Here is a 23303-nt window from a genome sequence, read left to right as displayed (position 1 = left end):
AACGTACAACCGGGGCGGCATGACCGCCCCGTACCATAAGGGGTAGAACATGGCCCGTAAGACCGAAAAGACCATGACTATCAAGACTATCGGGGAAGAAGGGAGCGCTATACTGATTGACGGTGAAATGGTGACGCCTGGCAAGGTTGTTTCTGTTCCGCTTGATGTGGCGAGAAACCTTATTCATCGAGAACGCGCTGTGAAGTATGACGATTCCAAGGCCAAAGAGGCAAAGCCTGGGGCTGCAGGCAAGTAGTCGTCATGACCATGCAGGAAGACTTTACCGACTTCCTGGACTGTGAAGAGTTCGCCGTAGAGGTGCGGGCAGAGAATCCCGCCCGCACCTTTGCGGCGATTTTTGATAATCCGGGAGCATTCGCAACCCTTGGCAGCCTGGAACTTGAAACAACTGGCCCTGTACTGACCTGCAAGCATCGCGACGTTGCCGACTTCACGCGCGAAACCGTGTGTACCGTAGACGGGCGTGTGTATGACGTTGACAGAGTAGAGCCTGATGGAACCGGCGTTGCCGTTGTCCTGTTATTCCCATGAGCCGCCAGTACATGAATATCAGCCTCGCCAAGGTCGAGGCTATAGCGCGAGATTTTGCCGCCACACAAAAGGATATTGAGGTCGCCGCCCGTCGTGCTGTCAGCAAAACAAGCCGGTGGATTGGCGGCCTTCTGGTTCGTATGGTGGCGCGTGAAACCGGCATACAGCAAAAGACTTTGCGGCCACGTTTGCGCATCTACACCAAGGGTAACCACATGACCGCCCGCGTGTTTTTCGGTGCATCGGCCATTCCCCTTGCCGGTTTGAATCCACGGCAAACGGCATCCGGCGTTGTGGCTGGCAAAATTGAGCGTCGGCGGGCCTTCATCGCTCAGAACAAAAACGATGAGCGCCAAGTATACCGCCGTATCGGCCGTGAGCGCCAGCCGCTTGCAATTCAGTATGCCCACATCGACAAAGAAGTGGATTACGCAGTGATCAACGAGGTGTTGCCCCTGCTGGAAAGCCGCTTCTATCGTATTTTTGAACAGGAATTACGATGGGAAACCCGCAAGAAATAACTATTCAAGCCATGCACAAAGCCATAGCGGAAGGCTTACAGCAAGCCTTTCCCGCGCTTAACGTGAAGGCTTACGAAACCCTTAAAGAAAGGGTTAGGTGTCCGGCGGCAGCCTTGAACATGATAGCCCTGGAACCGGATACGGATGTGGGCACAGAGCAACTTGCCGTGCGCACACGGTGGGAACTGCATTTGCTGATGCACGTCAAAGATGCAGACGTGAATATTGAAATCGGGGCGCTTGTCGCTGCCGTATCCAAGTGGCTGCACGGCAACCGCTTTGGCCTGCCTGTGCATCCTGCCGAGTTCTTTGGTGCCTATCCTGATGAATGGAGCCAGGAAAAGCGCGCGTATGAAGAATGGCGCGTTGAATTTGAAGTACGGGGCTACTTGGGTGAATCCGTATGGGCAGGGGAAGGGATAATACCGCAAACCGTGCTTGTATCCTATACACCCCGCGTCGGTGTGGACCATGAGCCTGAATATACAGAGGTGACCGATGCAACGTTACCAAATGGCTGAAATGGATAGACGGCTTGCAAATCTGATTCGATGGGGCACCATAGAGGCGGCGGACTATGAAGCCGCCCGCGTGCGTGTTCGGTGCGGTGCCGTGGTTACGGATTGGCTACCGTGGGTAACGGCCCGTGCGGGCGGTGATGTTTCATGGTGGGCACCCGAGGTAGGCGAACAAGTCCTGATCCTGTCACCTTCCGGCGAGACAGGACAGGGAGTTGCCCTGGTAGGTGTGTTCCAGGCCGCCCACCCGGCACCGGCAAATACCCCGGATGTTGCCCGCATGGTCTTCAAGGATGGTGCGGTTATCGAATATGACCGCGCGGCGCATACATTGGCGGCCACCATTCCCGGCGATGTTTCCGTACAGGCTACAGGCAGCATTGACGCAAAGGCGGGGAAGAACGCGACGATTGAAGCAGGTTCCCGCGTCTTTTTGACTGCCCCGCAGATAGTCGTTGAAGGCACTCTGACTACCGCAGGCGGGCACGATGATGCAGGGAATACCATAGGCCAAGAATACAAGCATGCCGACACAGAGCATACAGGAAGCTACACCCTGCAAGGGGATATGGTTGTAACGGGCAATGCGACGGTTAACGGCAGCATGACCGTTACCGGGGCCTTGCGCTATGGTTCGCTTGTTCCCTTGTAACTGCAAAAACCGCAGAGGAAGCAATTTGCCGCGCATCGTATAGCCAACGTATGCGCGGCATTGATTCTTCTACCGGCAAGCCGCTTGATGGTCTTGCCCACCTCAGACAGTCCATTAGGGACATTTTGCTAACGCCCATTGGGTCCCGCGTCATGCGTCGGGACTACGGGTCCCGCCTCTTTTCTCTGGTGGATTCTCCCGCCAACGAAGCGAACAAGATTGAATACATCGCCGCCACGGCGGAAGCGCTGGACAGGTGGGAACCGCGTCTGCGCGTTACCCGCGTTCAGGTTTCGGCAACGGATGCCGGTAGGGTCCAGATACGCCTTGATGGTGTGTATCTGCCTGATGGGCGGGAAATCGCAATGGACGGGGTGATGGTATGAGTGGATTTAATGCCATTGACCTTTCTGGCCTGCCTGCCCCCGATATTGTGGAAACGCTGGATTATGAGGCCATTCTGGCCGAAATGCTGGCTGATCTGCAAAGCAGGGATGCCGCCTTTTCGGCCCTGGTTGAATCTGACCCCGCCTATAAGGTGCTTGAGGTGGCAGCCTACCGGGAAACCATTGTTCGCCAGCGTGTGAACGATGCCGCCCGCGCGGTTATGGTCGCCTATGCAACCGGCAACGATCTGGACAATCTGGCCGCCCTGGTACCGCTTGCGCGTAAGCTGGAAAATCCCGGCAATCCTAATGCCTATCCACCCGTTGCCCCCACCTATGAATCCGATGTCGATTTTCGCCGTCGTGTGCAGCTTGCACCCGAAGGCTTTTCTGTTGCTGGCCCTGATGGGGCGTACATCTTTCACGCGCTGGCAGTCTCCGGCGTGAAGGATGCCGCCCCCATTTCTCCCGCCCCGGTTGATGTGTCCCTCTACATCCTGGGCATGGATGGCAACGGACTGCCAAGTAATGCCGTTTTGGATGCTGTGCGGGCCAAGTTCGCAGACCAGGACATACGCCCCTTAACAGACAGGGTAACGGTGCTGCCTGCTGAAATCGTGGAATATGACGTTGTGGCCGTAATCCACATGATGACCGGGCCAAGCCCGGACAGCGTGAAGGAGGCCGCCAGAAAAGACCTGGAACGGTATGTGGCCGAGCGTCACAAGTTGGGCCTGGGCGTGGCTGTTTCCGGCATATACGAGGCGTTGCACATCTCGGGCGTGATCCGTGTTGAACTGCAAAGTCCCAATGCAGACATTTCGGTAGAGGCGCACCAGGCGGCATATTGCCGTTCAATCGATATTGAAATGAGCGTGAACTGATGGAAAGCCTGTTACCCCCCAATGCAACACCCCAGGAACGCGCCCTTGCCGAAGGCATGACCAGGCTTTCGGCTGTTCCTGTTCCTGTTGATACCCTTTGGGGTGCAGCAACGTGCCCCGTTGCGCTGTTGCCGTGGCTTGCCTGGGCGCTGTCGGTTGATGAGTGGGATTCTACATGGACCGAGGCGCAAAAGCGCGGGGCTGTGGCATCTGCCATTGCCATACATCGGCGCAAGGGCACGCGTGGGGCACTGAATAGGGCAATTTCCGCCCTTGGCTATTCCATCCGCGTTGTCGAGTGGTGGGAAGAAGCACCGGAAGGGCAGCGGGGTACTTTTCGCGTGCTGATCGAAATTGATGATCGGGGGGTGGATGATTCGTTGATTCGCTCTTTGGAGCGGATCGTATTGAAAACCAAGAATACCCGGTCGCACCTCGCAGGAATCACAATGGCAGGACGAAGCGCCGGGCATGTGTATGTGGGTGCCCATTTGATGAGCGGTGATGTTGTCACCGTGGACCCGTGGATGCCTGCAAGCGTTTCCAGCCAGGGCGCGTTGTATGTGGGCGGATGTTTTGCCCTGTATGAAACTGTAACCGTTAATCCTGTGGTGATCTGATGGCACAGATGTTTTTCACACTGGTTACCGAGATTGGTGCCGCCAAGCTGGCAAATGCAACGGCATTGGGCACAAAGGTTAATCTGACCCATGTTGCCGTGGGTGACGGCAACGGCAACCCCATTACCCCGCTTCCGACTATGGAAGCGCTTGTGCATGAAGTGCATAGGGCACCCATAAATAACCTGTCTGTTGATCCGGGCAATGCAAGCCTGATCCTGGTTGAAATGGTCATTCCGCCCGAGGTGGGCGGCTTCACCGTGCATGAGGTCGGGGTGTTTGATGATCAGGGCAATCTGTTTGCCGTTGCGTCGTTCCCGGCCACGTACAAGCCGACACTGGCAGAAGGATCGGGCCGCGAGTTGGCTGCTATTCTGCGTATTCAGGTTTCCAGCACGGCCTCAATCACATTGAAAATTGATCCTACGATGGTGCTTGCAAGCCGCAAGTACGTTGACGACAAAATTACTGTTGTCCGTACCCTGGTCGAGGCCCACGCGGCCAGAAGAGACGATCCGCACGAGACCTTACCGGAGGGCGGAGAGGCCGGGCAGGTGATTATCAAACAGGAAGATGGAAGCCTTGCCTGGGGTACCGTTGCGGGGGTGCCGGTTGGGCAGCTTTGCTTCTCCACTACGGCAAGCCCGTTGCCGGGTACGGTGCCTGTAAATGTTAAGCAGAAGTTCACGCGGGATGTTTACCCGCAACTTGTCGCCTTTGTGCAGGCATCCGGCGGCTTCCTTGCTACGGAAGCGGCATGGGATGCCGAGGCCGCAGCACAGGAAGGAACGTGCGGCCGCTACTGCCTGACGGATACCCACATCATTCTCCCTTGCTACAAGCATTACTTTGCGTCGGCACAGGATGGTGTTGCAGGGAAGGGCGTTGGGGATTGGGCCGGTGATGAGTTGCTTGCGCATCATCATAATAATGGAGTGGGTGACTACGAAGTATCCCACAACATCTACGGCACAACGGAAGAAGATGTGCCCGGTGAAGCTACAAGAGCTTCGCAGAGCTATAGTTATGTTCCAACATACCAAGGATTGACCTCTACCGTCGGAGGTCCTGAAAACCGCCCGAAAACGTCCTACCTGCTTCCCTGCATCAAAGCCTACGACGCGGCTGTGAACGCCTCCCAGGTCGATATGTTGGCGCTGGCGGGGCAGGTGGCCAAACTCAATGGGGAGAATGCGGGCAAGGTAGATAAGGGGGATGCGGAATATCGGAGTGTTACCGAATTGAAAGGAACTCGGAGCACGACAGGAACATGGACCCTGACGGGGTTGCATATTGGGAAGCCCCTGTTTTTGCTTGTTGATGGAACCGGAGGGGGTGACGTCATCGCGTTATTCACGATCACAAGCGGAGCAACAGGAGGCGGCACGGGATTTAGTGGGACGTTTTTTGCCCATGTCGGCAATTCTCAGGGGGAGACGTATAACTCCGGCAGTACAATGGTGGTTATCCCGACTAGCGATACCGTCGTTGTCTCTATCGGATCGAGTAGCGTCAGATTCAGATTAAGTGCCTACCAATAGGAGAACCTTCCGATGCCTGATTCAATTCGTGTGTTCATCCTGAATAACCGAGTGATCAATTCTGACAACGCCGAAGATGCAGCAATTTTGCTGCAAAATGGTGCTCGCGAACTTGCGGCGGAAGAAGTTGCGGCAATATTTGGCGACCTGGCCAATCTTGCAGGCCCGCATAATACCGTGGTGAACGAGTACGGTAGCATTACCTTTACCCCACCCCCCGCGCCGCCTGCACCTACCGAAGAAGAACTTGCCGCCACGGCCCGCGCGGAACGTGACCGCCGCATGAAAGAACTTTACGACCCGGCAATTATGCAACTGTTGCGCAACCACCGCGCCGCAGTGGCCGCAGGTGCCGAAACCACGGCCATAGATGCCAGCATAGAGGCATGGGACGCATACGCCCACGCGCTTGAACTGGTGCCGGATCAGCCTGATTTTCCCCATTCCGTAATCTGGCCGGATATTCCGGCGCAAAGCAACTAGCAGGAGGTAAACCATGCCTGAACAGTTTTTACACGGCGTGGAAGTTGTTGAAATCGACGCGGGGCCGCGCCCGATTCGGACGGTCAAATCATCCGTTATCGGCATTGTGGGTACGGCACCGGATGCAGACGCGGCGGCATTCCCCCTGAATACGCCCGTGCTCATCGCTGGCAGCCGCAAGGAAGCCGCCAAGCTGGATACCGTGGGCAATTATGCCGGTACGCTTCCTGCCGCCCTGGATGCCATTATGGACCAGTGCGGCGCTATGGTTGTGGTGATTCGCGTAGAGGCCGGAGCCAACGACGCGGCAACCATGACCAACGTGGTTGGCGGGGTTGATGGTGTAACCGGCGCATATGAGGGTGTTCACGCCCTGCTTTCGTCTAAGTCGGTACTTGGCTTCACCCCCCGTATTCTGCTTGCCCCCGGCTTCACGCATCAGCGCACCGAGGATGCCGAAAACCCCGGCACCTTCTTGAAGAACCCCGTAGCCGCAGAACTGGAAGGCATCGCGGAGCGCATGCGCGCCGTTATCCTGGTCGATGGACCGAATGCCAACGATGCCGCCGCGATTGCCGCAATCGGTGATTACGGTACCGCCCGCGTCTACATGGTAGACCCCTGGGTGAAGGTCTACCGTAACGGCGTGTATGTGGATGAACCTGCAAGCGCCCGTGTTGCCGGGGTAATCGCCCGCACGGACAACGACAAGGGCTTCTGGTGGTCACCTTCCAACAAGCCGATCTATGGTATCTCCGGCACGTCCCGCCCGGTAGATTTCACGCTTGGCGATGTTAACTGCCGCGCCAACGCCCTTAACGAAAAGAACGTTGCCACCATTATTAATGAAGGCGGCTATATTCTGTGGGGCAACCGTACCGCATCCACTGACCCGAAATGGGCGTTCCTGTCTGTGCGGCGTACTGCCGACATGATCAACGAAAGTCTGCTACAGGCGCACCTGTGGGCCGTGGACCGCAACATTACGAAAACCTACGTGCAGGATGTGATTGAAGGGGTTAACGCCTACCTTCGCCACCTGAAAGCGGTTGGTGCCATCCTTGGGGGTTCCTGTTGGGCGGACCCGGAACTCAACACCCCGGATCAGATTGCCCAGGGCAAAATCTACTTTGATTTTGACTTCACCCCGCCGTACCCGGCCGAGCACATCACGTTCCGTTCCCACATGGTTAACGACTACATTACGGAGGTGTTTGAATAATGTCCGTTGCAAGTGACATTCTGAAAGGCTTTGCCGTGTTCGTTGACGGGCGCGGCTACGCCGGGGAAGTGCAGGAACTGCAACTGCCCAAGCTGTCCCTTACCACCGAAGATTTTCGCGCCGCTGGCATGGATGCACCCGTGGGCATTGAAACCGGCATGGAAAAGCTGGAATGCACCATGACCACCCCCAAGCAATGCGCGGACCTGCTGTCCCTGTTCGGCCTGACCACCGGGACCGATACGCAGCTTACTGCGCGCGGTTCCCTGGAATCCTTCGACGGCACCGTTACCCCGGTTGTTGTTCAGCTTCGCGGCCGTCTGCGTTCCATTGAACCGGCCGCCTGGAAGTCCGGGGAAGTGGGCGCGTCCACCTATACCTTTGACCTCACGTACTACAAGCGGGAGCAGGGCGGCAGAGTGCTGCACGAAATCGACGTTATCAACATGGTCCGCATCGTTAATGGCATGGATCAGCTTGCCGCCCGGCGTAGCGCCCTGGGCATGTAGGGGAAAACATGAAAACCAAAATCACGCTTGATTATCCTGTGGAAATGATGGGCGAAACGGTTACGGAACTCAGTATACGCCGTGTGAAGGTTCGCGACCAGGTTATAGCCGCCAAGGCCGGTGGAACTAACCAGGATAAGGAAGTGCGCCTGTTTGCCAACCTGTGCGAGGTGTCGCCCCAGGTGATTGAAGAACTGGATATGGTTGACTACCGGAAGGTGCAGGAAATCTACGACGGTTTTTTGTCCTAGACGAGGCGACCACCCGGAAGGCCGTTCTGGGCCTAGCCAACTATACCGGGTGGTCCCTCTCTGAACTGCTGGACTTGTCGCTGGAAGAATTGATGGAATGGGTTACCGCCCTGCCGAAGGGGAAATAGAATATGGCTGATAAGCGAAAGTATTCTGCTGTCATTGAAGTTGGGGCCGCCGTGGCCGGATCAATGCGCACCGCTATGCGTACTGTGCGGGGCGACTTGAGCGGTGTGGGCGACTCCATTCGGGATTTGAAGGAAAAGCAGGACAAGCTTAACGCCTATGCCCCTGACGGCGTGCGCAAGGCAGGCCGCGAGTACCGCGAGTTGAAGCGGGAGGCGGCCGCACTGCGTAAGGAATTTGAAAGCGCGGAAAAGCCTACGGCAGCCATGAAGCGTGCCGTTGATCAGGCGGAACGGGCGGCGGCAAAGGCGGAACGGACGTATACCACCAAGCGCGAAGCCCTGGACAAGTTGGGCAATGAGCTTTCGCAGGCCGGAGTAAATACGCACCGGCTTGCGGGCGAACAGCGCCGCCTTGCCGCAGAAATGGAGCGTTCACAGCGTAAGTATGAAGCATTCCAGAAAGCCCTTGATGCCGATGTGGGCGGCAAGTTCCGTAACCTGGTTGGCGAGGCGGCCAAGTTCACCGCCGTTATCACTACCGGAGCGGCAGCCGTTGGCACCGCTATAACCATGACAAACAGCATGACCGCCAAGCAGGAAGGGCTTGCAAAGAGTCTTGGCATCTCGGGCGAGTATATGCGCATTTGGGGCGGCATCGCTTCCGAAGCAGGGCTAGAAGCGGATAACGTGGGCGACCTCATCGAAGAGATGAGCAACAAGCTAGGCGAATCCAAAGGGCTTGCCGAAATCACGCCCGTTACCGAGGCCTTGCAGATTCTCGGGCTGCAGTTTGAAGAGTTGAAGGACCTGAAACCCGAGGAACAGTTCAACCGCATAGCAGAAGCCGCAAAGAACCTTGATGACCACCAGAAGGCCGTTTCCGCCGCTGATATTCTGATGGGTGGCGAGGGAAACAAATTTATCGGCTATCTGCGCACCAGGAAGGAAGGCGTTAACGAGCTGCTGGCGCAACAGAAGCGCCTGAACCTGTTAACCGAGGAAGGCACGAAGGGCGCATTTGCCTACAATACGGCCATGAGCCGTTTTACTGCTGTGGTCGGCAGTGCCTGGCAGGAAGTTTCCGGCCTGGTGGGTGGCGCACTTGCCCCGCTTATCGAAGACATGGGGCCGAAGCTGGCCGACTGGTTGCGCGAAAACCGCGCTACCATTGTGGGCGTGGGTGACTCCATCAAGGAATCCATACCCAAGATTGTCGCCTTCGGGCAGGGCCTGTGGAGCGTTATGCAGTCTGTCGGGTCCGTGATTTCATGGACTGCCGAAAAGCTTGGGGGCTTTGAAAACCTGGCTATTGCCGTGGGCATGCTCATGGCATCAAAGACGGCCATTGCTGCTTTCCAGTTCGGGCAAAGTCTGTGGCAGGTTGGCAGCGCGCTTGCCCCGCTTGTCTCTATGGCCTTGCCCGCGCTCAGTTCCGGTATGTTGGCCGTTGGCGCGGCAATCAAGGCCGTGGGCGTGGCGCTTATGGCGAACCCGTTGGGAATGATCATTACCGCTATCGGGTTGGCTGTGGCCGGAGTGTATCGCCTGGTTACCGCCTGGGATGATCTGAAACAGGCGTTCAGCGTTGGCGGCGTATGGGGAGCGGTAAAAACCTTCTTCGGCGCGGATGTTCCAAGCGATGTGCCGGCCAGTTCTTCAGCGCCTGCCGCTTCTGTTCCTGATCTGCCGCCTGTACAGCGCGGCGGGGCAACTACCATCAATAATCAGACCGGCGACATACACGTACATGCGGCACCAGGGCAGGACCCGGAAGCCATAGCGGATGCCGTGGCCCGCAAGATAACGGAGCGCCAGCAGGCAGAAGGCCGTCGGGCAATGTATGATGATGCAAGCTTCGCGTGGGGGTAGGGCATGGCCGGAGTAATGATCAAGCTTGGCGCGTACGTGTTTTCACTGGATACCGCGGCATATCAGCAACTTTCACGGGCCACGGCCTACCGTTGGCAGGCGTTGGAGCGTGTAAACCAGCTTGCCGCCTTGCAGTTCACGGGACCAGGTGAAGACTCCATTTCACTGAACGGGGTTATTCTGCCCACCTTCCGGGGCGGCCTAGGGCAACTGGATGTCATGCGCGCGGAAGCCGCCAAAGGGGAGCCGCTTCTTATGGTAGATGGCCGGGGCTATGTGCATGGCCGGTGGGTTATCCTTAGTGTGAACGAGACGCAAAAGACATTTGAGCGTGGCGGCGCACCGTTGCAAATCGAGTTTTCAATCCGTCTGCGTAAGTATGATGAGGGATATTGATGCAGTACCAGACGAAAGAGGGCGATGCCCTGGACCGCATTTGCTGGCAATTCTACGGCACCAGGGCGGACATGGCCACGGCCGTTGCCTTGGTGCTTGAAGCGAATCCCGGCATTGCCAAGCATGGACCCTTACTGCCCGCAGGCGTGGTGCTTTCCCTTCCCGATCTGCCAACCCCCGTTGAAGAACGGGGCATAAGCCTGTGGGACTAGCGCATGGCTGATACTTTCCGCCCTTCCTACCGTATTGAAGCCAATGGCAACGACATAACCGCAGCTATCCGGCAGCGGTTTATTTCTATGACCCTGACGGATGAAGCGGGTATCGCATCCGATTGCATGACCCTGGAACTGGACGACAGCGGCGCGGGCATTAATCTGCCTGCAACCGGCGCGGAATTGCGCGTATGGTTGGGCTATGAAGGGGCCGCCCGTTTTATGGGCCTGTATGTGGTGGATGAGATTGAACTGAAAGGGCCGCCGGATCGTATGACCATTACGGCCAAGGCCGCCCCGATGAAGGATAGCAAGGCGTACACCGCATTGCACACACAGCATAACCGCTCATGGACTCCCCGCACCCTTGGCGACCTTGCCGCATCCATAGCCGCAGAGCATGGCCTTACCCCTGCCGTAAGCCCCGCGCTTGCAAGTCATACGTTGCCCCACCTGGACCAGGCGGACGAAAGCAACATGAACCTGCTTACCCGCGTGGCAAAGAGTGTTGGCGGCATCGCCAAGGCCAACGACGGCAAGTTGATCATTGTACCCCAGGGCGAGGGAAAGACCATAAGCGGCAAGAGCATGCCCACGGTATCCATCGCCAGGACAAGCGGCACAAGCCATTCTGTTAAGCTGATAGGGCGGCAGGACTATAAGCGGGTTGTCACCGTGTGGCGCGATACTAACGCCGCCCAGGATAAGGAAGCCACGGCCGGAGAAGGGGAGCCGGTTCGCCGTATCCGGCACGTATACCCTGACCAGGCCGCCGCAGAAAAGGCCGCCCAAACCTCTTTGGAAGCCTACCGCCGTGGAAAGTCCACCCTTTCCGTAAGCCTTCCCGGAAGGACGGAGCTAGCCGCAGAGGGCCGCCTAATCCTTTCCGGCTTCCGTTCCGGCGTGAATGGCGAATGGAGCATTACCCGAGTAACGCACAAGATGAGCGCGGGCGGGTATGTTACGGATGTTGAGGGTGAGGTGCCGAAGTAGTGATTGTGATGCAATACTGACGGTGCCTCCCTCGTTTGTGGGGGATGCACGCCAGGTCAAATACGGAGGCGCTCCACTAGGAAGTGAATAGCCCCCATCCGGAAACGGGTGGGGGCTTTGTTTGGATCAGTGCTGGGGAGGAGGCGTTGTTGCTCGGCGGGCGCATGAAGGCGCATTAATTGACAATGCTAATGCCATGTCGCTGTATAGCATCCTCAAGCTCGCTCGCGGTCAAAAAATCTCCATATTCGACAATCTCACTCCATTTAACATAGCCATCGCCAATGATTCCAATTTCTTTTAGGTAATATTGCAATGATGTTGCATGTTCTTCGGTAAACAGACTGTCAAGATCAAGCCAAGCTGACCCGCACTCTTCGCAGACATAAATGGTCTTGTTGAGAGGCTTTATTAAAACCTTGTAAATCCTTCCATCTTCAAACGTTGTGCAATACGCAATGTCGTTATTATCAACAAAAAGTCTCGTATTCACGATTGATCACCTTGTGGTTGTCGGGTGGGGGCTTCTTTTATCTTCTAAACTTATTCCTAAACGCAAATCCGGTAATAGCAGCTTGGATCGTGATCACGGTTTGCCAGAATATTTCAAGGTAGCGCAACGGGTAGAGCTTGCTGGAGTCCGGCGCTTTTGATGCAAAGGGGATGTAGTTGAGCATGTTGTTGGTCAAGGTTCGGATGTCGCCTGAATCAATGGGGAAAGTGTAGTCGCATGTGAAAAGCGAGAAGGTTAATGGGAATAGTGATAGGAAGGATAAGAGCACCCAAAGGGCTTTTGCTGGTGATTCGCCGTAATCGCTGATCTGTCTGTATAGCCAGAGTGTGAGCCATGTGAGTGCGGGGGCTTCTGTCCAGAGGCGTTTTTCAAGCATGAATTTTTCGCCATAGTGCCAGTCGGAAGCAAGGAGTTCGTTGTTATCTAGGCGGGCTTTCTTTTTTAGTCTCCTAAATATATCTTCGTTTGTTGATAGGATTTCTGTATATTCTTTTTTTGTTAGTGTGCTGTATGTTTGTTTTTTATGTATTAATTCAATTATTGAAATAGAATCTTTCGTGGTTATTCTGTCTTTGTGTTTTGGCCATTCGCAAAGAGTAAAGGTGATATTTTCGATTGGTGATCCATTTAGTGGGAATATAGATAGGTTTGTATTTGATATTTCTAAATTATTTATTGGTATTGTATTTGATATAGTTATTTTATTTGTTTCGATTTTATTCAATACTGCATACCCATTTATGGTGCAAGAATAAATTTGTAGAAAATTTGAACATATGTCATTGACGTATAGGGATTTATCAATTGTGCATGAAACTATTGATAAATTTGTCTTAGAATTGAAATAAGAAAATGTGTAAATGTTTGATAATACAAATTCAACAAAATTATGCTTTGTTTCTTCTTCTTTGTTTATATCTGATATTGTTACGTATTTAAATGTTGATTCAGTTGCAAAAATTTGTTCCAATTTCGTTTTAGATATTTGAAAAAGATTAACTATTGAATTAAATATATTTATAGTTTTGAATTTTGAATTGTGTGCGATGATTCTGTCTGTGTTTGAATCTACTATTTCTAATCTGTATAGGAACGTTGAGTTTGATATGTGTAGTGATTTGTTGTTTTGAATTTCAAACCTGATAGGGCAATTAAATATAGATCCTGAAAGATTTATTAAATTTGATGTGTTTTCAATAATATTGTTTGTTTCTCTTTCAAGGTCGTTTGGAGACTTGCTGTCCGCAGGCGCATGAAAGATGCAATAGTCCTTTCCATCAGGTCCTTTGATGGTCTCCTTAATGTCCTTGCACCACCCATATTTATCAGCCATGCAGCAAACCATGGTTTTGTTCTCCTGATATGATTTATCCTTGGCTCTATATGTGCTGTGATTGAAGGGGGTTGTCAACGCGAGTTTCGCCCCTCTTGACTTCCCCATCAAATTATGTCCTTTTGTTGCTACGGAGCGTCGAAACTCCCACACTAGGCGGACACCGCCACCTCGTCAGATGCGGTTTTTTTGTGCCCTTTTTTCAGAGTCAAGATTGTTTCTGAAAAATCTTAGGGTTATCCTATGCGCATATTTGCCGGGAGTGGGGAAATGTCCAGGGCTTCGGCCTAAAATACCCAGCCTCGCCTAGTGGAGGTTCGAACTCCCGGCATCTTTCATTTGAAAGGTGTCCATTCGAAAAGCACTAGGAGGACATCATGTCCGCAGTTTCCCCCACGGTAGACCTTGTCGAGGGTCGACCCGTAGTCTCCAGTCTCCAGGTCGCCGAGTTCTTCGGCAAGCTCCACAAGAATGTCGTTCGTAAGATTGAAGCCTTGGAAGTTCCCTCGGATTTTAACGCGCTCAATTTTGAGCCCGTTGATTATCTGGATGGAAAAGGGGAGGTCCGGCAAGCCTACAACCTAACCCGCGACGGCTTCACCATCCTTGCAATGGGCTTCACTGGCAAAAAGGCCATGCAGTGGAAAATCCGCTTTATCGAAGCCTTCAACGCGATGGAGCAGGCGCTTGCCGAAAGTGGCCACGGCCAGAAAGCGCTTCCCGTTGCGGCGGAACCCTTCACCCCCACCATCTTCGAAGCCTGCCTGCTTCGCCTGATCATTGATTGGCTGGCCCTGTTCAATGACAATATGGAGCACTTCGCGGGCAAGCGGTACCTTTCCCCAAAGCACAAGCTCGAGCTCTCTGAAATGCTCAAGGGGCGGCGCCAGTTTACCTTGGCGAACTTCGCCGCGCTGGCCGATCTGGTGGGCATGGAAACAGACGCCGTAATCAAGCAAGCCATCAAGGAAGCGCATGTGCTTTCCATCATGGAGCCGAACGTTGATGTTCACGCCATGCTTGCGGACGCCTGGAACCAGTTCAACCTTCGGACGAAACGGCCACGCTTAAGCGGCGGCCATTAGATGAAATGAAGAAGCCCCCGGCGTAAGTCGGGGGCTTCTTGAAGTGAGAGTTTGGCTCGTCACATTGCGGGAGCCCGTGGTTCATCTGATCCAAATCGACAGTGTATAGCGGGGTTGTCCATAGGCCGATAACGAGCGCTATTGCGCTGAGTAGGTTTGCAATGATCCCAACTGTATTGATTTTTCTCATAATGAGCCCTCCATTGTCTGTAGTTTCAGTGGTTGAATCTGCGACGATTTGGAGAGATGTACTATTTGCGTGCTCCACGGGAGTAGTATGAACTCCCGCAATATGGCGAACATGGTATATGTAGCACAGTTGAATTTGTTTGTCAATACTTTTCTTGTTTTTTGTTGATGGTATCTGTAGTAATGATTTTAAGTTTGGTTTCTAGCTTTCTTTTCAGATTTCCACCTTTGATATAAACTTAAAACTAGATTTTTGTATTCAACAACGTCTTCCTTGTAAAGAATAGGGCGGTGCTCTTCGGGTGGGGCATGTGCAATGCCATTGCGTATGTTTGCCCATGCAATGAGCTCGCTTTTTTCATCGTCAGTTAATGTGTATCGCTCTCTGGCAATAGCTGCTAACTTTAATGAAATTCCGTTTAGTCTAACTCCATCTCTGGGGGGCGCAAATTCGCTAGTCATTACAGATTCAAATAGACCCTGTAGTCTGACAAGGGCAAACTGCCAAAGATGTTGTTCTTCAACGTATTTATAGTAGGAAATGTCATCGAGTATGTCATCAGCTAAATCGGGGGTGTCCCTTCGAACCTCATTTTCATATTCAGTATGCTTTTCTGTTCGAAGATCAACGATGCCTTGTATTAACTCGATGGTATATGTGAATTCCCGTTCGGTTATGCCATAAACCCAATAGTCTGCTTCAGCTTTCCCTTTGAGGTAATCGCGCATGCTCTGCCTTCTGTAGTGGAAGTGGTTTTGCTTGTGGCTTGCATCAGGCACCAAAATTAAAGGGCTATGCGGGGGGCAAGCGAATCCAGTAGGTTCGCCCATTCCTGCATCATCATCCTTCTCTCTTCCAAATACTGTGCTCGGTGATATGCCGCTCTTACCTTGTTTGTTTCAATGTGGGCAAGTTGTCTTTCAATTACGTCCGGGTCGTACCCCTCTTCATTTAATATAGTAGACGCCATTGCCCGAAACCCGTGGGCGGTCATTTCGTCTTTCCCGTATCCCATTCTTCGGATAGCGGCGTTCGCCGTGTTGTTCGACATGGGGTAAGCGGCGGATCGGATAGAAGGAAAGATGAAACGGCCATGCCCGGAAATGGGATGTGCGGCTTTCAGTACTTCAAGCGCCTGGCGCGAGAGTGGCACCAGGTGTTCGCGCTTTCCCTTCATGCGTTCGGCCGGAATGGTCCATAACGCTGCATCCATATCAATCTCTGACCACTCCGCACCGCGAATTTCGCCAGGGCGGCAGAAGGTGTAGGCGTGCAGTAGCAACATCAGGCGCGTAAGGGTGAAGCCTTCAAAGCCATGTATTGCCCGCATCAACTGGCCTGCACCTGTCCGCGTGGTAATCGCGGCAAATTGGCTTCGCACAACCGGGGCCAGCGCGCCGCGTAAATCTCGGGTCGGGTCGCTTGCGATAATGCACGATGCCACGGCATAGCGGAAAATCATGCTGCAGATGCTCATGGTCTTATGTGCCGATTCGCGCACGCCTCGCGCTTCCATGAGCTTTATGGTGTCCAGCACTTCTATAGGCTGTATTTCGGATACGGGGCGCTGCCCTATGAAGGGGAAGACATTTCCCTCAAGGCGTTGCACGACGGTGCGGTAGTGGGACTGCGCCCAACCGTCTTTTTGCAGGTCCATCCATTCGCGCGCGATCTGTTCAAAGGTTTGCGCTTCTGGCTGTGCGGTGATCCGCCGCCCGTTGTTCTTTTCGGTGGAAGGGTCCAGGCCCTTGTCGAGCAGGGCAGAGGCGTTTGCCCTGGCTGTTCTTGCATCCTTAAGAGATATGTCGGGGTACACGCCGATAGCGAGAAGCTTTTCTTTCCCCTGAAAGCGGTACTTGTATCGCCAGTACCGGCTTCCGTTCGGGCGCACTTCAAGGTAAAGGCCGCCGCCGTCAAAGTAGCGCTTGGCGGTGTCCTGGGGCTTGATTTTCTTGATTTGCGTGTCGGTAAGCTTCATGGGGGTACATCCTCGCGGGGGTATCAAAATGTACCCCCTTTGTACCCCCACTTTGCTTGTGCTGTAAAGCGATGGGGTGAGACACAAAGAGATGGGAAAGCCCCAAAAGGAAAGGGTTTCACGGTCTGGTGAGACGGCGTGAAACCCTATAAATTCCTTGAATGGTGGAGGCGGCGAGAATCGAACTCGCGTCCGAGAATGGTCCGCTCGAAGCTTCTACAGGCTTAGGTCATGTTCGTAATCTCGCTGCAAGTGTTACCCATGACCAGGTGGCCTGCAGCCAGTTCATCTATATGTTCTTACTTTCTCAGGGGTGAACGCCATCGAAAGCCAGCCTGATAAGTTTGTCATCTGCGAGATCTATCAGACATCAACCCTGCAGATGTGACTGTCAATTAAGCAGCCAGTGCGTATTCGTAATTATCGTTGGCAATTACTTTTGTGCCGCTTTTAACGAGGCCAGCGGCGCCTCGGCCTGCCACTCCGGCATCTTCAATCCCCGTCGAAACCAGGGCGCCCCCATTCATTAGGCGAAGCCGGACAGGGCCAAATCCTGTCGCAGAGAATATAATGGCTGTTTCAGGTATGGCAAGGTTCTGTCGTAAATAAAAAAAACGTCAGCTCCACATCCCGAACAGGTCGTAGGCAATACCTTTTCATCCTGCAACACGCAAGAGAAAATCGCTAATCCTTGTTGAAGTAGAAGTGCGAGAACGCACCGCGCATGCTCAGTTGATAGCTGTCGTTTCCCTTGCCACCCTCGGACGCTGCCTCGGCATACTGTGCAAGGCCGCCACGGTTGGTAACCACCTTGCGTATATTGCGTATGTCGCGCACCAGTTCCGACTGTCCGGCGATTTCGTCAAAAGCCTCTGTAAGGTCGGGGCTCTTTGCAAGAACGTTGTCTATGGTTTCCTTGTCAGGGTGCTGACTGACCAGCGTAAGAGACGCCCCCCCGTTGTGACGCAGGGTTATCTTTTCATCCAGGCTTACACCGGCTTCGGATAGCCGCGAATGCAGCGTTTCAAGAAAACCGTCCTGCAACGTGTTGATGTTGCCTTCCAGCGCGTCAACAACGTTACCCCCGCGCTCGGAAATCTCTTCCAGCACCGAGCGCAGCTTGGGATCAATGGATGACAGGCTGATGGAGTCCGTCAGCTTTGACAGGTCCAGCGAATCCGAACCGGTCGCAGTTTCGCGCTCTCCGTCCGACTGCCGTATGTTGATCATGCTGCTCAGGCCGTTGAATATGCCCTCTACGGTCACGGCAATCACCTCCTATGATGGCCTGCATATATTTCCCCACTCTCTCTCTTGGCAGATATGAGCAAGAAGAGTGCCAGCATTATGGGGGCACGTTTTCCCTTCGGTGTGTGTGGGGTGTCAGTCATATGGAGAGACGCGGAATATGAGCGACGCAACGGAGATGACTGCTGATCATGATCTGATAAGTCGGGAAGTTAGGTGGCAGGCGTGGAGCTGGCGTGCTTGTGCTGAGATGTGAAAAGGAAAAGCCCCTACCGTTTCCGGCAGGGGCTTTTGAATTCGTGGTAGCGAGGGAGGGGATTGAACCCCCGACACTGCGGATATGAGCCGCATGCTCTGACCATCTGAGCTACCTCGCCACGTGTTTGCGTGGAGAGGCTTTTGCTGGAAGTTGGCTCGATTGTCAAGCGATAAAAGAAAAAAATTGGCAGGGTAGCCGGAATTGTTATGGAATTGTTTGTTGAAAAGAGAAAAGGCCCCGTCCGTTTCCGGATGGGGCCTTTGTAGTCATGGTAGCGAGGGAGGGGATTGAACCCCCGACACTGCGGATATGAGCCGCATGCTCTGACCATCTGAGCTACCTCGCCATGTGTCAGCGCTGTCTGTTTACACAGTCTCGCGCGACGGGGAATTGATTATACAAAACGCCTATGCTTGGCAAGTCTCTTTTTGCACTCCGCAAGAAAAAGGGGCGTATCAGGACCAGAAATAGATCACCAGCGGTGCCAGCGCCAGTCGGTACCATGCAAAGGGACGGAATGTCATGCGGCCTACCAGAGCGATGAAGGTTTTTACCGCAGCCCACGCCGCAACAAAGGAAACGGCAAAGCCGACACTCAGAAAGAGCATGTCGTCGGCCGTGAACAGGCTGTAGTTTTTGAGCATGTCATAGCCGGTTGCCGCGAACATGATGGGTACTGCTGCGATGAAGGAATACTCCGCCGCAAGCGAACGGCGGGTGCCGAGGATCATGCCCCCCATTATGGTGGCAGCTGAACGGGAAAAGCCGGGCCACAGCGCAAGGCACTGGAAAAAGCCTATGCCCAGTGCAAGCGAGGGGGTTATGTCATCGAGGGTGGCGTATTTGTCAGGTTCTCCCTGTTTTGCCGTCCGGTTTTCAACAAAGAGGATGTACAGGGCGCCTACGCCGAGTGCGAGTCCCACGGTAACCGGAGTAAACAGGTGTTCCTTTATGGCGCCGTGCAGGAGTAAACCGGCAAGGCTGGCGGGCAGCGAGGTGAGAAACAGGAGCCACAGCCCTCTGAAGCCGGAAAAGCGCATATCGGCGCGGGGCTTGAGCAGAGCGAGAAATCGCTCCCAATAGAGAACGACCACGGCAAGAATGGCTCCCAGCTGGATGACGACTTCAAAGGTATCAGCTTTGGGGCCCGTCACACCGAGAAGATTTCCGGTGATGATGAGGTGCCCCGTGGAAGAAACCGGAAGAAACTCCGTCAATCCTTCAACTATGCCCAGCCATATGGCCGGAAGAATGTCTGTCATGTTGGGTGTCCTTACAGGGTGAGGTGGGCCTTTCTGACAAATGGGTCGAGAAAAGGGTTGAATTATGATGCATCACGGGATACCGCAACGGCGGTTGTGTTGCAAGCGCGGGACGAGTGGTGTAGGTTTAATCGATTTTGGAGTGGAGTCCCGTCTGTAGTGATATCCAGGGCTTCACCCGCCTTCCTGAAACAACCGCAAGCTTGGGGGAATCAATCGTGACTACCGTGATGCCGCAGGGCGAACTGATCCGTAGAGCTGCACAGTATATTGATGAACTGTTGAAGGAAGGTAAGGCGCTGGGGCCGCTTCTTGATGAAGCGGGCATGCGTTACAACCTGAGTCCCAAGGACGCGGAAATGCTGCGCGACCTGTTTAAACCCGCCAAAACCGAGGAGTAGGGGGCGTTTCTGCTTACTCTTTCTTTGCTGCACCGACAAATTTTCAAGGAACTATCGTCCCTGTTCAGCCTGTGTCTGGGCTCGCTGCTGTCATTGATACTGATCGGCCGTGTTCTGCAGTTGCGGGAGCTTTTTCTCGGGCTGGAAGTCGGACCGGCAGATATGGCTATGCTATTCGTTTATCTGGGGCCGTTCTTCCTGCTGCTCATAGTTCCGATAGCCTGTATGCTCAGTGTGTTTCTGACCTTTCTGCGCATGAGCACAGACAGGGAGCTTGTTGCCCTTAAGGCCGGCGGACTGAGTCTGTATCAGCTTTTGCCGGCTCCAATCATATTCTGCCTGCTGTGCACCCTCTTCAACATGGGTATTTCCATGTACGGGCTTTCGTGGGGGATGGGCAATTTCCGATCGACCATTGTGGATATCGTGCAGACGCGTGCACGCATAGTCATACAACCCGGTGTGTTCAATCAGAGCATCCCGGGAATTATGGTTTATGCCCGCAAGGTGGATAATGCCAGTGGCAAGATGGAAGAGGTTATGGTGGAAGACAGCACCCGTGAGGGGGCTACCATTGCCATTACCGCACCGCGGGGGATAATCGAGACGGACAAGATCCGTGGCGATATTCTGGTCCGTCTTGCGGACGGAAAGGTTTACCGGCAGCAGAAAGGAAGCGTGAGTGTGCTCTCCTTCAGAGAATACACTGTCCGGCTTGACCTGAACAAGCTTGTTACCGGATTCGATCTTGGCGAGGTTAAACCCAAGGAAATGTCGTGGACAGGGCTTAAAAAGCTGTATGCCGCCCCTGGAGAATTCGCCGACAATCTCAACTATATGCGCAAGGTGGAGGTTGAGATGCAGAAGCGTCTGGCCCTGCCGATTGCGTGCTTTATTCTTGGTCTTTTTGCCATGCCGCTTGCCTGCGCGTTTGAGGGGATGGAACGACAGATGGGCGTCATCATGGCCCTTGTCAATTTTCTGGTGTACTACAGCCTGCTGTCTGTCGGTTTTTCCGCTGGGGAATCGGGCACAGTTTCGCCGGTGGTGGGCGTGTGGCTGCCGAACCTGATGTTTGCAATTCTTGCGGCCGTGGGGCTGCAGCGTGCCGCCCGTGAACGTTCCCTCAACGTTGTTGGTATGTTGAAGCATGCCGCCTTCCTGCATCGTCGCAAGGAGCGTGCTGCATGTCGTTGATGTCCCGCTATCTGTTGCGGCAGAACCTTTTTCTCATGTTCATGGTGCTCGGCGTGGGCATCGGTCTCTATCTGCTTTCCGACCTTTTTGACCGTCTGGATGACTTCCTTGAGGCAGGCGTTTCCGCAAAAGTGGCCATTACCTATTTTGTGGTGAAAACGCCGCTTATCATCTCACAGATTCTTCCGGCAGTTTTTCTGATCGCCTGTATTCTGCAGCTGTGCATCATGGCCCGCAGCCGCGAGCTGGTGGCTCTGCAGGCCGGGGGCATTTCTTTTCTCCGGCTGGCCCGGTTCTTTTTTGTGTGCGGCATTGCCTGGGCTGTTGCGCAGCTGGCATTTTCCCAGTTTCTCGGGGTGCAGGGCGAGCAGCTGGCAGCCCGCATCTGGAAGGAAGATGTCCGGAAAAAGAGCATTCAGGATACGGAACTGAACCGTGTCTGGTTCACGGAAGGGGCGTATATTGTTCATTTGGGAACCGTGGTGCCTGCCAAGCGTCAGGGGCGTAATGTTACGGCCTATGAGCTGAGTGATGACGGCAGGGAAATCAAACAGGTTCTCAAGGCAAGGAGCTTCACCGCCAAGCCGGGAGACTGGACGCTCCGGAACGTGCGGATACTCGACCCCGGCATGCTTACCACAGGCCGGGCAGACGCCTATTCCCTGCCTTTGCAGCAGGACGTAGCGGCCTTTCAGGTTGTTGACCCGCGAACAGACCTGCAAAAACTCCCTTTGTGGAAGCTCTGGACCGCAACCCGTCAGTTGCAGGCCACCGGATCAAACGTTGAGGCTCTCAGAACAGCTTTGCATATGAAACTGGCCTACGCGTGCTCAGTTATGGTCATGGGGCTTATCGGTCTCATGCTGGTCACGTGGAAGGACAATCTGTATATTTGCATTGGAACCGGTTTGCTGCTGACCTTTGTATATTATGCGCTTTTTACAGTGGGCGGAACTCTTGGCGAAAAAGGGATAGTATCCCCCGTTCTTGCCGCATGGGGGGCTGACATCCTTTTCGGGGGATCGGCGCTTGCGCGTATTCTCTGGTTTACCCGTTCCCGGGGCAAAATTCAGCGCAAGGGTAAGGATTCGCGCAGACGTTGGCTGCATCCCAGACGAGGTAATCCCATTACCCGCCACAAGGGCCATCCGGATAATAAGACCGGCGACGAGACCGTAAATTTGCGAGGATCGGATGTTTGATGAAAGCCCTTTCCCCGATTGGCTCGGTACCTTTCTGGTGCCGGACGAGGAGTTTGGAGAAGCATACGAGAGTACCACGCCGGAAAGAAGGGCATGGCTCAAAACGTGTATTGCCCGTTTACATGTGCTGCATGGCGCTGCGGGTATGACATGGGGGCGTGCGGAAAAACAGTGGCGTCAGGGCTTTGTTTCCGTGGCTGAAATACGCCCGGTGGAATGGACCATTGTTTTTCTGGCGGGGGAATACGCCTCAGGCCCGCGTTCCGTGGCTGCGCTCATGCCGGCGCTGCTGGCCGGAGTTGCCAACGTGCTTGTGGTGCGGATAGCGGATGAGGGGGCGCCTTGGGCTGCTCCCGTTCTGGCCGGTTTTGAGCTGGCCGGACAGGAGGCTGTGGTCAATCTTGCCGCAGACCGCATGCCGGTTCTGCTGTCTGAAATGGCAAACAAGGGAAGCGGCCGGTGTCTCGTTCTCGGAAAGATTGATGAGGCGTTGAAGGCCGCAGTCGCCCGTTTTGCCCTTGACTGTTCACCACATGTCGCGTGCTGGTTTGAGCCCGTTTCTGGTTCACTGGCGATCGCCGGGGCCGAAGATGCCTGCGATATAGATGAAGATCTTCTTTCATGGGCTCATCCGGATTTGCAGATCGTGCGGTATGATGGCGAAAACCTTGAAATGGTACAGGAAGAGGGCGGTTTTCTCGCACTTGCAGGAACGCCGGATCTGGTTGATATTGTGCCTGATTCCATTCCACTGATGCTGGGGCCCGGGCAGGAGGGGTGCTGGATCTGGCCGGAGCTTGAGCCGCAGTTCTTCATGCAGCGCAGGCTTTCGCTGATGACCGAGATGTAACCCGGAAGGAGCTTTTTTAAGCCGGTATACTGCCCTGCGCCTAA

28 protein-coding genes, 2 tRNA genes and 1 other RNA gene are annotated in these 23303 nt (G+C 54.2%); 22 read left to right on the top strand and 9 right to left on the bottom strand.

Going from position 1 to position 23303, the window contains the following annotated elements:
* The first annotated feature begins 49 nt into the window (after positions 1-49).
* From HUV30_RS11940 to HUV30_RS11860, 17 genes are all read left to right on the top strand, one after another.
* Complete coding sequence (locus HUV30_RS11940; RefSeq protein ID WP_174405666.1) at positions 50-256, top strand: hypothetical protein; 207 nt, start codon at positions 50-52, stop codon at positions 254-256.
* Between the two features lie 5 nt (positions 257-261).
* The gene (locus HUV30_RS11935; RefSeq protein WP_174405665.1) at positions 262-552 is read left to right on the top strand and encodes a head-tail joining protein; all 291 of its coding nucleotides are present in this window, start codon (positions 262-264) and stop codon (positions 550-552) included.
* Between the two features lie 11 nt (positions 553-563).
* Positions 564-1073 (top strand): phage tail protein, encoded by a 510-nt coding sequence (locus tag HUV30_RS11930; protein ID WP_174405664.1) that lies wholly within the window; start codon positions 564-566, stop codon positions 1071-1073.
* Between the two features lie 119 nt (positions 1074-1192).
* A complete protein-coding gene (locus HUV30_RS11925) occupies positions 1193-1594 on the top strand; it encodes a hypothetical protein (protein ID WP_205245214.1) in 402 nt (133 codons plus the stop codon).
* Positions 1572-2243: a phage baseplate assembly protein V gene (locus HUV30_RS11920; protein ID WP_174405662.1), complete on the top strand. Its 672-nt coding sequence runs from the start codon at positions 1572-1574 to the stop codon at positions 2241-2243. Before HUV30_RS11925 ends, HUV30_RS11920 begins: the two co-directional genes overlap by 23 nt.
* A 50-nt stretch (positions 2244-2293) precedes the next feature.
* Complete coding sequence (locus tag HUV30_RS11915) at positions 2294-2629, top strand: GPW/gp25 family protein (protein ID WP_174405661.1); 336 nt, start codon at positions 2294-2296, stop codon at positions 2627-2629.
* A complete protein-coding gene (locus HUV30_RS11910) occupies positions 2626-3513 on the top strand; it encodes a baseplate assembly protein (protein WP_174405660.1) in 888 nt (295 codons plus the stop codon). Before HUV30_RS11915 ends, HUV30_RS11910 begins: the two co-directional genes overlap by 4 nt.
* Complete coding sequence (locus tag HUV30_RS11905) at positions 3513-4133, top strand: phage tail protein I (RefSeq protein WP_174405659.1); 621 nt, start codon at positions 3513-3515, stop codon at positions 4131-4133. Before HUV30_RS11910 ends, HUV30_RS11905 begins: the two co-directional genes overlap by 1 nt.
* On the top strand, positions 4133-5674 hold the full coding sequence (locus HUV30_RS11900; RefSeq protein WP_174405658.1) for a phage tail protein: 1542 nt from the start codon (positions 4133-4135) through the stop codon (positions 5672-5674). Before HUV30_RS11905 ends, HUV30_RS11900 begins: the two co-directional genes overlap by 1 nt.
* Positions 5675-5686: 12 nt before the next feature.
* The gene (locus HUV30_RS11895; protein WP_174405657.1) at positions 5687-6157 is read left to right on the top strand and encodes a phage tail assembly chaperone; all 471 of its coding nucleotides are present in this window, start codon (positions 5687-5689) and stop codon (positions 6155-6157) included.
* A gap of 13 nt (positions 6158-6170) precedes the next feature.
* Entirely contained in the window at positions 6171-7379 is a 1209-nt protein-coding gene (locus tag HUV30_RS11890) for a phage tail sheath C-terminal domain-containing protein (RefSeq protein WP_174405656.1), read from the top strand.
* Complete coding sequence (locus HUV30_RS11885; protein ID WP_174405655.1) at positions 7379-7888, top strand: phage major tail tube protein; 510 nt, start codon at positions 7379-7381, stop codon at positions 7886-7888. The genes HUV30_RS11890 and HUV30_RS11885 overlap by 1 nt, the downstream gene beginning before the upstream one ends.
* An 8-nt stretch (positions 7889-7896) precedes the next feature.
* Positions 7897-8139 (top strand): phage tail assembly protein, encoded by a 243-nt coding sequence (locus HUV30_RS11880; RefSeq protein ID WP_174405654.1) that lies wholly within the window; start codon positions 7897-7899, stop codon positions 8137-8139.
* 131 nt (positions 8140-8270) lie between these two features.
* Positions 8271-10136 (top strand): phage tail tape measure protein, encoded by a 1866-nt coding sequence (locus HUV30_RS11875; protein ID WP_174405653.1) that lies wholly within the window; start codon positions 8271-8273, stop codon positions 10134-10136.
* Between the two features lie 3 nt (positions 10137-10139).
* A complete protein-coding gene (locus tag HUV30_RS11870) occupies positions 10140-10532 on the top strand; it encodes a phage tail protein (RefSeq protein ID WP_174405652.1) in 393 nt (130 codons plus the stop codon).
* Complete coding sequence (locus HUV30_RS11865) at positions 10532-10744, top strand: tail protein X (RefSeq protein WP_174405651.1); 213 nt, start codon at positions 10532-10534, stop codon at positions 10742-10744. Before HUV30_RS11870 ends, HUV30_RS11865 begins: the two co-directional genes overlap by 1 nt.
* A 3-nt stretch (positions 10745-10747) precedes the next feature.
* Positions 10748-11740, top strand: coding sequence for a contractile injection system protein, VgrG/Pvc8 family (locus HUV30_RS11860; protein ID WP_174405650.1), 993 nt, complete (start codon positions 10748-10750; stop codon positions 11738-11740).
* Positions 11741-11915: 175 nt separating this feature from the next.
* Here HUV30_RS11860 and HUV30_RS11855 read toward each other — a convergent pair whose 3' ends face one another.
* Both HUV30_RS11855 and HUV30_RS11850 read right to left on the bottom strand, forming a co-directional pair.
* Positions 11916-12233: an SGNH/GDSL hydrolase family protein gene (locus HUV30_RS11855; RefSeq protein WP_174405649.1), complete on the bottom strand. Its 318-nt coding sequence runs from the start codon at positions 12231-12233 to the stop codon at positions 11916-11918.
* A gap of 37 nt (positions 12234-12270) precedes the next feature.
* Positions 12271-13695, bottom strand: a complete 1425-nt coding sequence (locus HUV30_RS11850) for a hypothetical protein (protein ID WP_174405648.1) — start codon at positions 13693-13695, stop codon at positions 12271-12273.
* Positions 13696-13964: 269 nt separating this feature from the next.
* On the opposite strand from HUV30_RS11850, the gene HUV30_RS11845 reads away from it, so the two are divergent.
* Complete coding sequence (locus tag HUV30_RS11845) at positions 13965-14672, top strand: Rha family transcriptional regulator (protein ID WP_174405647.1); 708 nt, start codon at positions 13965-13967, stop codon at positions 14670-14672.
* 378 nt (positions 14673-15050) lie between these two features.
* Here the strand turns inward: HUV30_RS11845 and HUV30_RS11840 are convergent, their stop codons facing one another.
* The 7 genes from HUV30_RS11840 to HUV30_RS11810 form a co-directional block, all read right to left on the bottom strand.
* Entirely contained in the window at positions 15051-15590 is a 540-nt protein-coding gene (locus tag HUV30_RS11840) for a hypothetical protein (protein WP_174405646.1), read from the bottom strand.
* A gap of 56 nt (positions 15591-15646) precedes the next feature.
* Complete coding sequence (locus HUV30_RS11835) at positions 15647-16840, bottom strand: tyrosine-type recombinase/integrase (RefSeq protein WP_174405645.1); 1194 nt, start codon at positions 16838-16840, stop codon at positions 15647-15649.
* A gap of 162 nt (positions 16841-17002) precedes the next feature.
* Positions 17003-17361, bottom strand: a transfer-messenger RNA (tmRNA) gene (gene ssrA, locus HUV30_RS11830).
* Positions 17362-17524: 163 nt separating this feature from the next.
* A complete protein-coding gene (locus HUV30_RS11825; protein ID WP_174405644.1) occupies positions 17525-18106 on the bottom strand; it encodes a hypothetical protein in 582 nt (193 codons plus the stop codon).
* Between the two features lie 282 nt (positions 18107-18388).
* Positions 18389-18465 (bottom strand) — tRNA-Met (locus HUV30_RS11820).
* Between the two features lie 151 nt (positions 18466-18616).
* Positions 18617-18693, bottom strand: a tRNA-Met gene (locus HUV30_RS11815).
* 109 nt (positions 18694-18802) lie between these two features.
* Positions 18803-19609 carry an undecaprenyl-diphosphate phosphatase gene (locus tag HUV30_RS11810; RefSeq protein ID WP_174405643.1) on the bottom strand — a complete coding sequence of 269 codons (807 nt, stop codon included), beginning with the start codon at positions 19607-19609 and terminating at the stop codon, positions 18803-18805.
* Between the two features lie 218 nt (positions 19610-19827).
* Here HUV30_RS11810 and HUV30_RS11805 point away from each other — a divergent pair, with 218 nt between their 5' ends.
* From HUV30_RS11805 to HUV30_RS11790, 4 genes are read left to right on the top strand one after another with little or no spacing between them, the layout of a single operon-like run.
* Positions 19828-20010, top strand: coding sequence for a hypothetical protein (locus tag HUV30_RS11805; RefSeq protein ID WP_174405642.1), 183 nt, complete (start codon positions 19828-19830; stop codon positions 20008-20010).
* A 24-nt stretch (positions 20011-20034) separates the two neighbouring features.
* Positions 20035-21207, top strand: coding sequence for an LPS export ABC transporter permease LptF (gene lptF, locus HUV30_RS11800; protein ID WP_308481209.1), 1173 nt, complete (start codon positions 20035-20037; stop codon positions 21205-21207).
* Complete coding sequence (gene lptG, locus HUV30_RS11795) at positions 21198-22409, top strand: LPS export ABC transporter permease LptG (RefSeq protein ID WP_174405641.1); 1212 nt, start codon at positions 21198-21200, stop codon at positions 22407-22409. Before lptF ends, lptG begins: the two co-directional genes overlap by 10 nt.
* A complete protein-coding gene (locus HUV30_RS11790) occupies positions 22402-23259 on the top strand; it encodes a histidinol dehydrogenase (protein WP_174405640.1) in 858 nt (285 codons plus the stop codon). Before lptG ends, HUV30_RS11790 begins: the two co-directional genes overlap by 8 nt.
* The last annotated feature ends 44 nt before the right edge of the window (positions 23260-23303 follow it).

The organism is Desulfovibrio subterraneus (assembly GCF_013340285.1).
Classification (GTDB): domain Bacteria; phylum Desulfobacterota; class Desulfovibrionia; order Desulfovibrionales; family Desulfovibrionaceae; genus Halodesulfovibrio; species Halodesulfovibrio subterraneus.
Note: the sequence above shows the minus strand (reverse complement) of the source record. Positions and strands in the feature narration are given on the sequence as shown.

What these genes read in the sequence shown, in the direction of transcription:
- HUV30_RS11935 (WP_174405665.1), top strand. Translation starts at nt 262, where the DNA reads ATGACCATGCAGGAAGACTTTACCGACTTCCTGGACTGTGAAGAGTTC.
- HUV30_RS11895 (WP_174405657.1), top strand. Translation starts at nt 5,687, where the DNA reads ATGCCTGATTCAATTCGTGTGTTCATCCTGAATAACCGAGTGATCAAT.
- HUV30_RS11870 (WP_174405652.1), top strand. Translation starts at nt 10,140, where the DNA reads ATGGCCGGAGTAATGATCAAGCTTGGCGCGTACGTGTTTTCACTGGAT.
- HUV30_RS11885 (WP_174405655.1), top strand. Translation starts at nt 7,379, where the DNA reads ATGTCCGTTGCAAGTGACATTCTGAAAGGCTTTGCCGTGTTCGTTGAC.
- HUV30_RS11840 (WP_174405646.1), bottom strand. Translation starts at nt 15,590, where the DNA reads ATGCGCGATTACCTCAAAGGGAAAGCTGAAGCAGACTATTGGGTTTAT.
- HUV30_RS11865 (WP_174405651.1), top strand. Translation starts at nt 10,532, where the DNA reads ATGCAGTACCAGACGAAAGAGGGCGATGCCCTGGACCGCATTTGCTGG.
- HUV30_RS11850 (WP_174405648.1), bottom strand. Translation starts at nt 13,695, where the DNA reads ATGGGGAAGTCAAGAGGGGCGAAACTCGCGTTGACAACCCCCTTCAAT.
- lptG (WP_174405641.1), top strand. Translation starts at nt 21,198, where the DNA reads ATGTCGTTGATGTCCCGCTATCTGTTGCGGCAGAACCTTTTTCTCATG.
- HUV30_RS11860 (WP_174405650.1), top strand. Translation starts at nt 10,748, where the DNA reads ATGGCTGATACTTTCCGCCCTTCCTACCGTATTGAAGCCAATGGCAAC.
- HUV30_RS11940 (WP_174405666.1), top strand. Translation starts at nt 50, where the DNA reads ATGGCCCGTAAGACCGAAAAGACCATGACTATCAAGACTATCGGGGAA.
- HUV30_RS11910 (WP_174405660.1), top strand. Translation starts at nt 2,626, where the DNA reads ATGAGTGGATTTAATGCCATTGACCTTTCTGGCCTGCCTGCCCCCGAT.
- HUV30_RS11845 (WP_174405647.1), top strand. Translation starts at nt 13,965, where the DNA reads ATGTCCGCAGTTTCCCCCACGGTAGACCTTGTCGAGGGTCGACCCGTA.
- HUV30_RS11810 (WP_174405643.1), bottom strand. Translation starts at nt 19,609, where the DNA reads ATGACAGACATTCTTCCGGCCATATGGCTGGGCATAGTTGAAGGATTG.
- HUV30_RS11920 (WP_174405662.1), top strand. Translation starts at nt 1,572, where the DNA reads ATGCAACGTTACCAAATGGCTGAAATGGATAGACGGCTTGCAAATCTG.
- HUV30_RS11905 (WP_174405659.1), top strand. Translation starts at nt 3,513, where the DNA reads ATGGAAAGCCTGTTACCCCCCAATGCAACACCCCAGGAACGCGCCCTT.
- HUV30_RS11790 (WP_174405640.1), top strand. Translation starts at nt 22,402, where the DNA reads ATGTTTGATGAAAGCCCTTTCCCCGATTGGCTCGGTACCTTTCTGGTG.
- HUV30_RS11890 (WP_174405656.1), top strand. Translation starts at nt 6,171, where the DNA reads ATGCCTGAACAGTTTTTACACGGCGTGGAAGTTGTTGAAATCGACGCG.
- HUV30_RS11900 (WP_174405658.1), top strand. Translation starts at nt 4,133, where the DNA reads ATGGCACAGATGTTTTTCACACTGGTTACCGAGATTGGTGCCGCCAAG.
- HUV30_RS11930 (WP_174405664.1), top strand. Translation starts at nt 564, where the DNA reads ATGAATATCAGCCTCGCCAAGGTCGAGGCTATAGCGCGAGATTTTGCC.
- HUV30_RS11915 (WP_174405661.1), top strand. Translation starts at nt 2,294, where the DNA reads ATGCGCGGCATTGATTCTTCTACCGGCAAGCCGCTTGATGGTCTTGCC.
- HUV30_RS11925 (WP_205245214.1), top strand. Translation starts at nt 1,193, where the DNA reads ATGATAGCCCTGGAACCGGATACGGATGTGGGCACAGAGCAACTTGCC.
- HUV30_RS11880 (WP_174405654.1), top strand. Translation starts at nt 7,897, where the DNA reads ATGAAAACCAAAATCACGCTTGATTATCCTGTGGAAATGATGGGCGAA.
- HUV30_RS11835 (WP_174405645.1), bottom strand. Translation starts at nt 16,840, where the DNA reads ATGAAGCTTACCGACACGCAAATCAAGAAAATCAAGCCCCAGGACACC.
- HUV30_RS11875 (WP_174405653.1), top strand. Translation starts at nt 8,271, where the DNA reads ATGGCTGATAAGCGAAAGTATTCTGCTGTCATTGAAGTTGGGGCCGCC.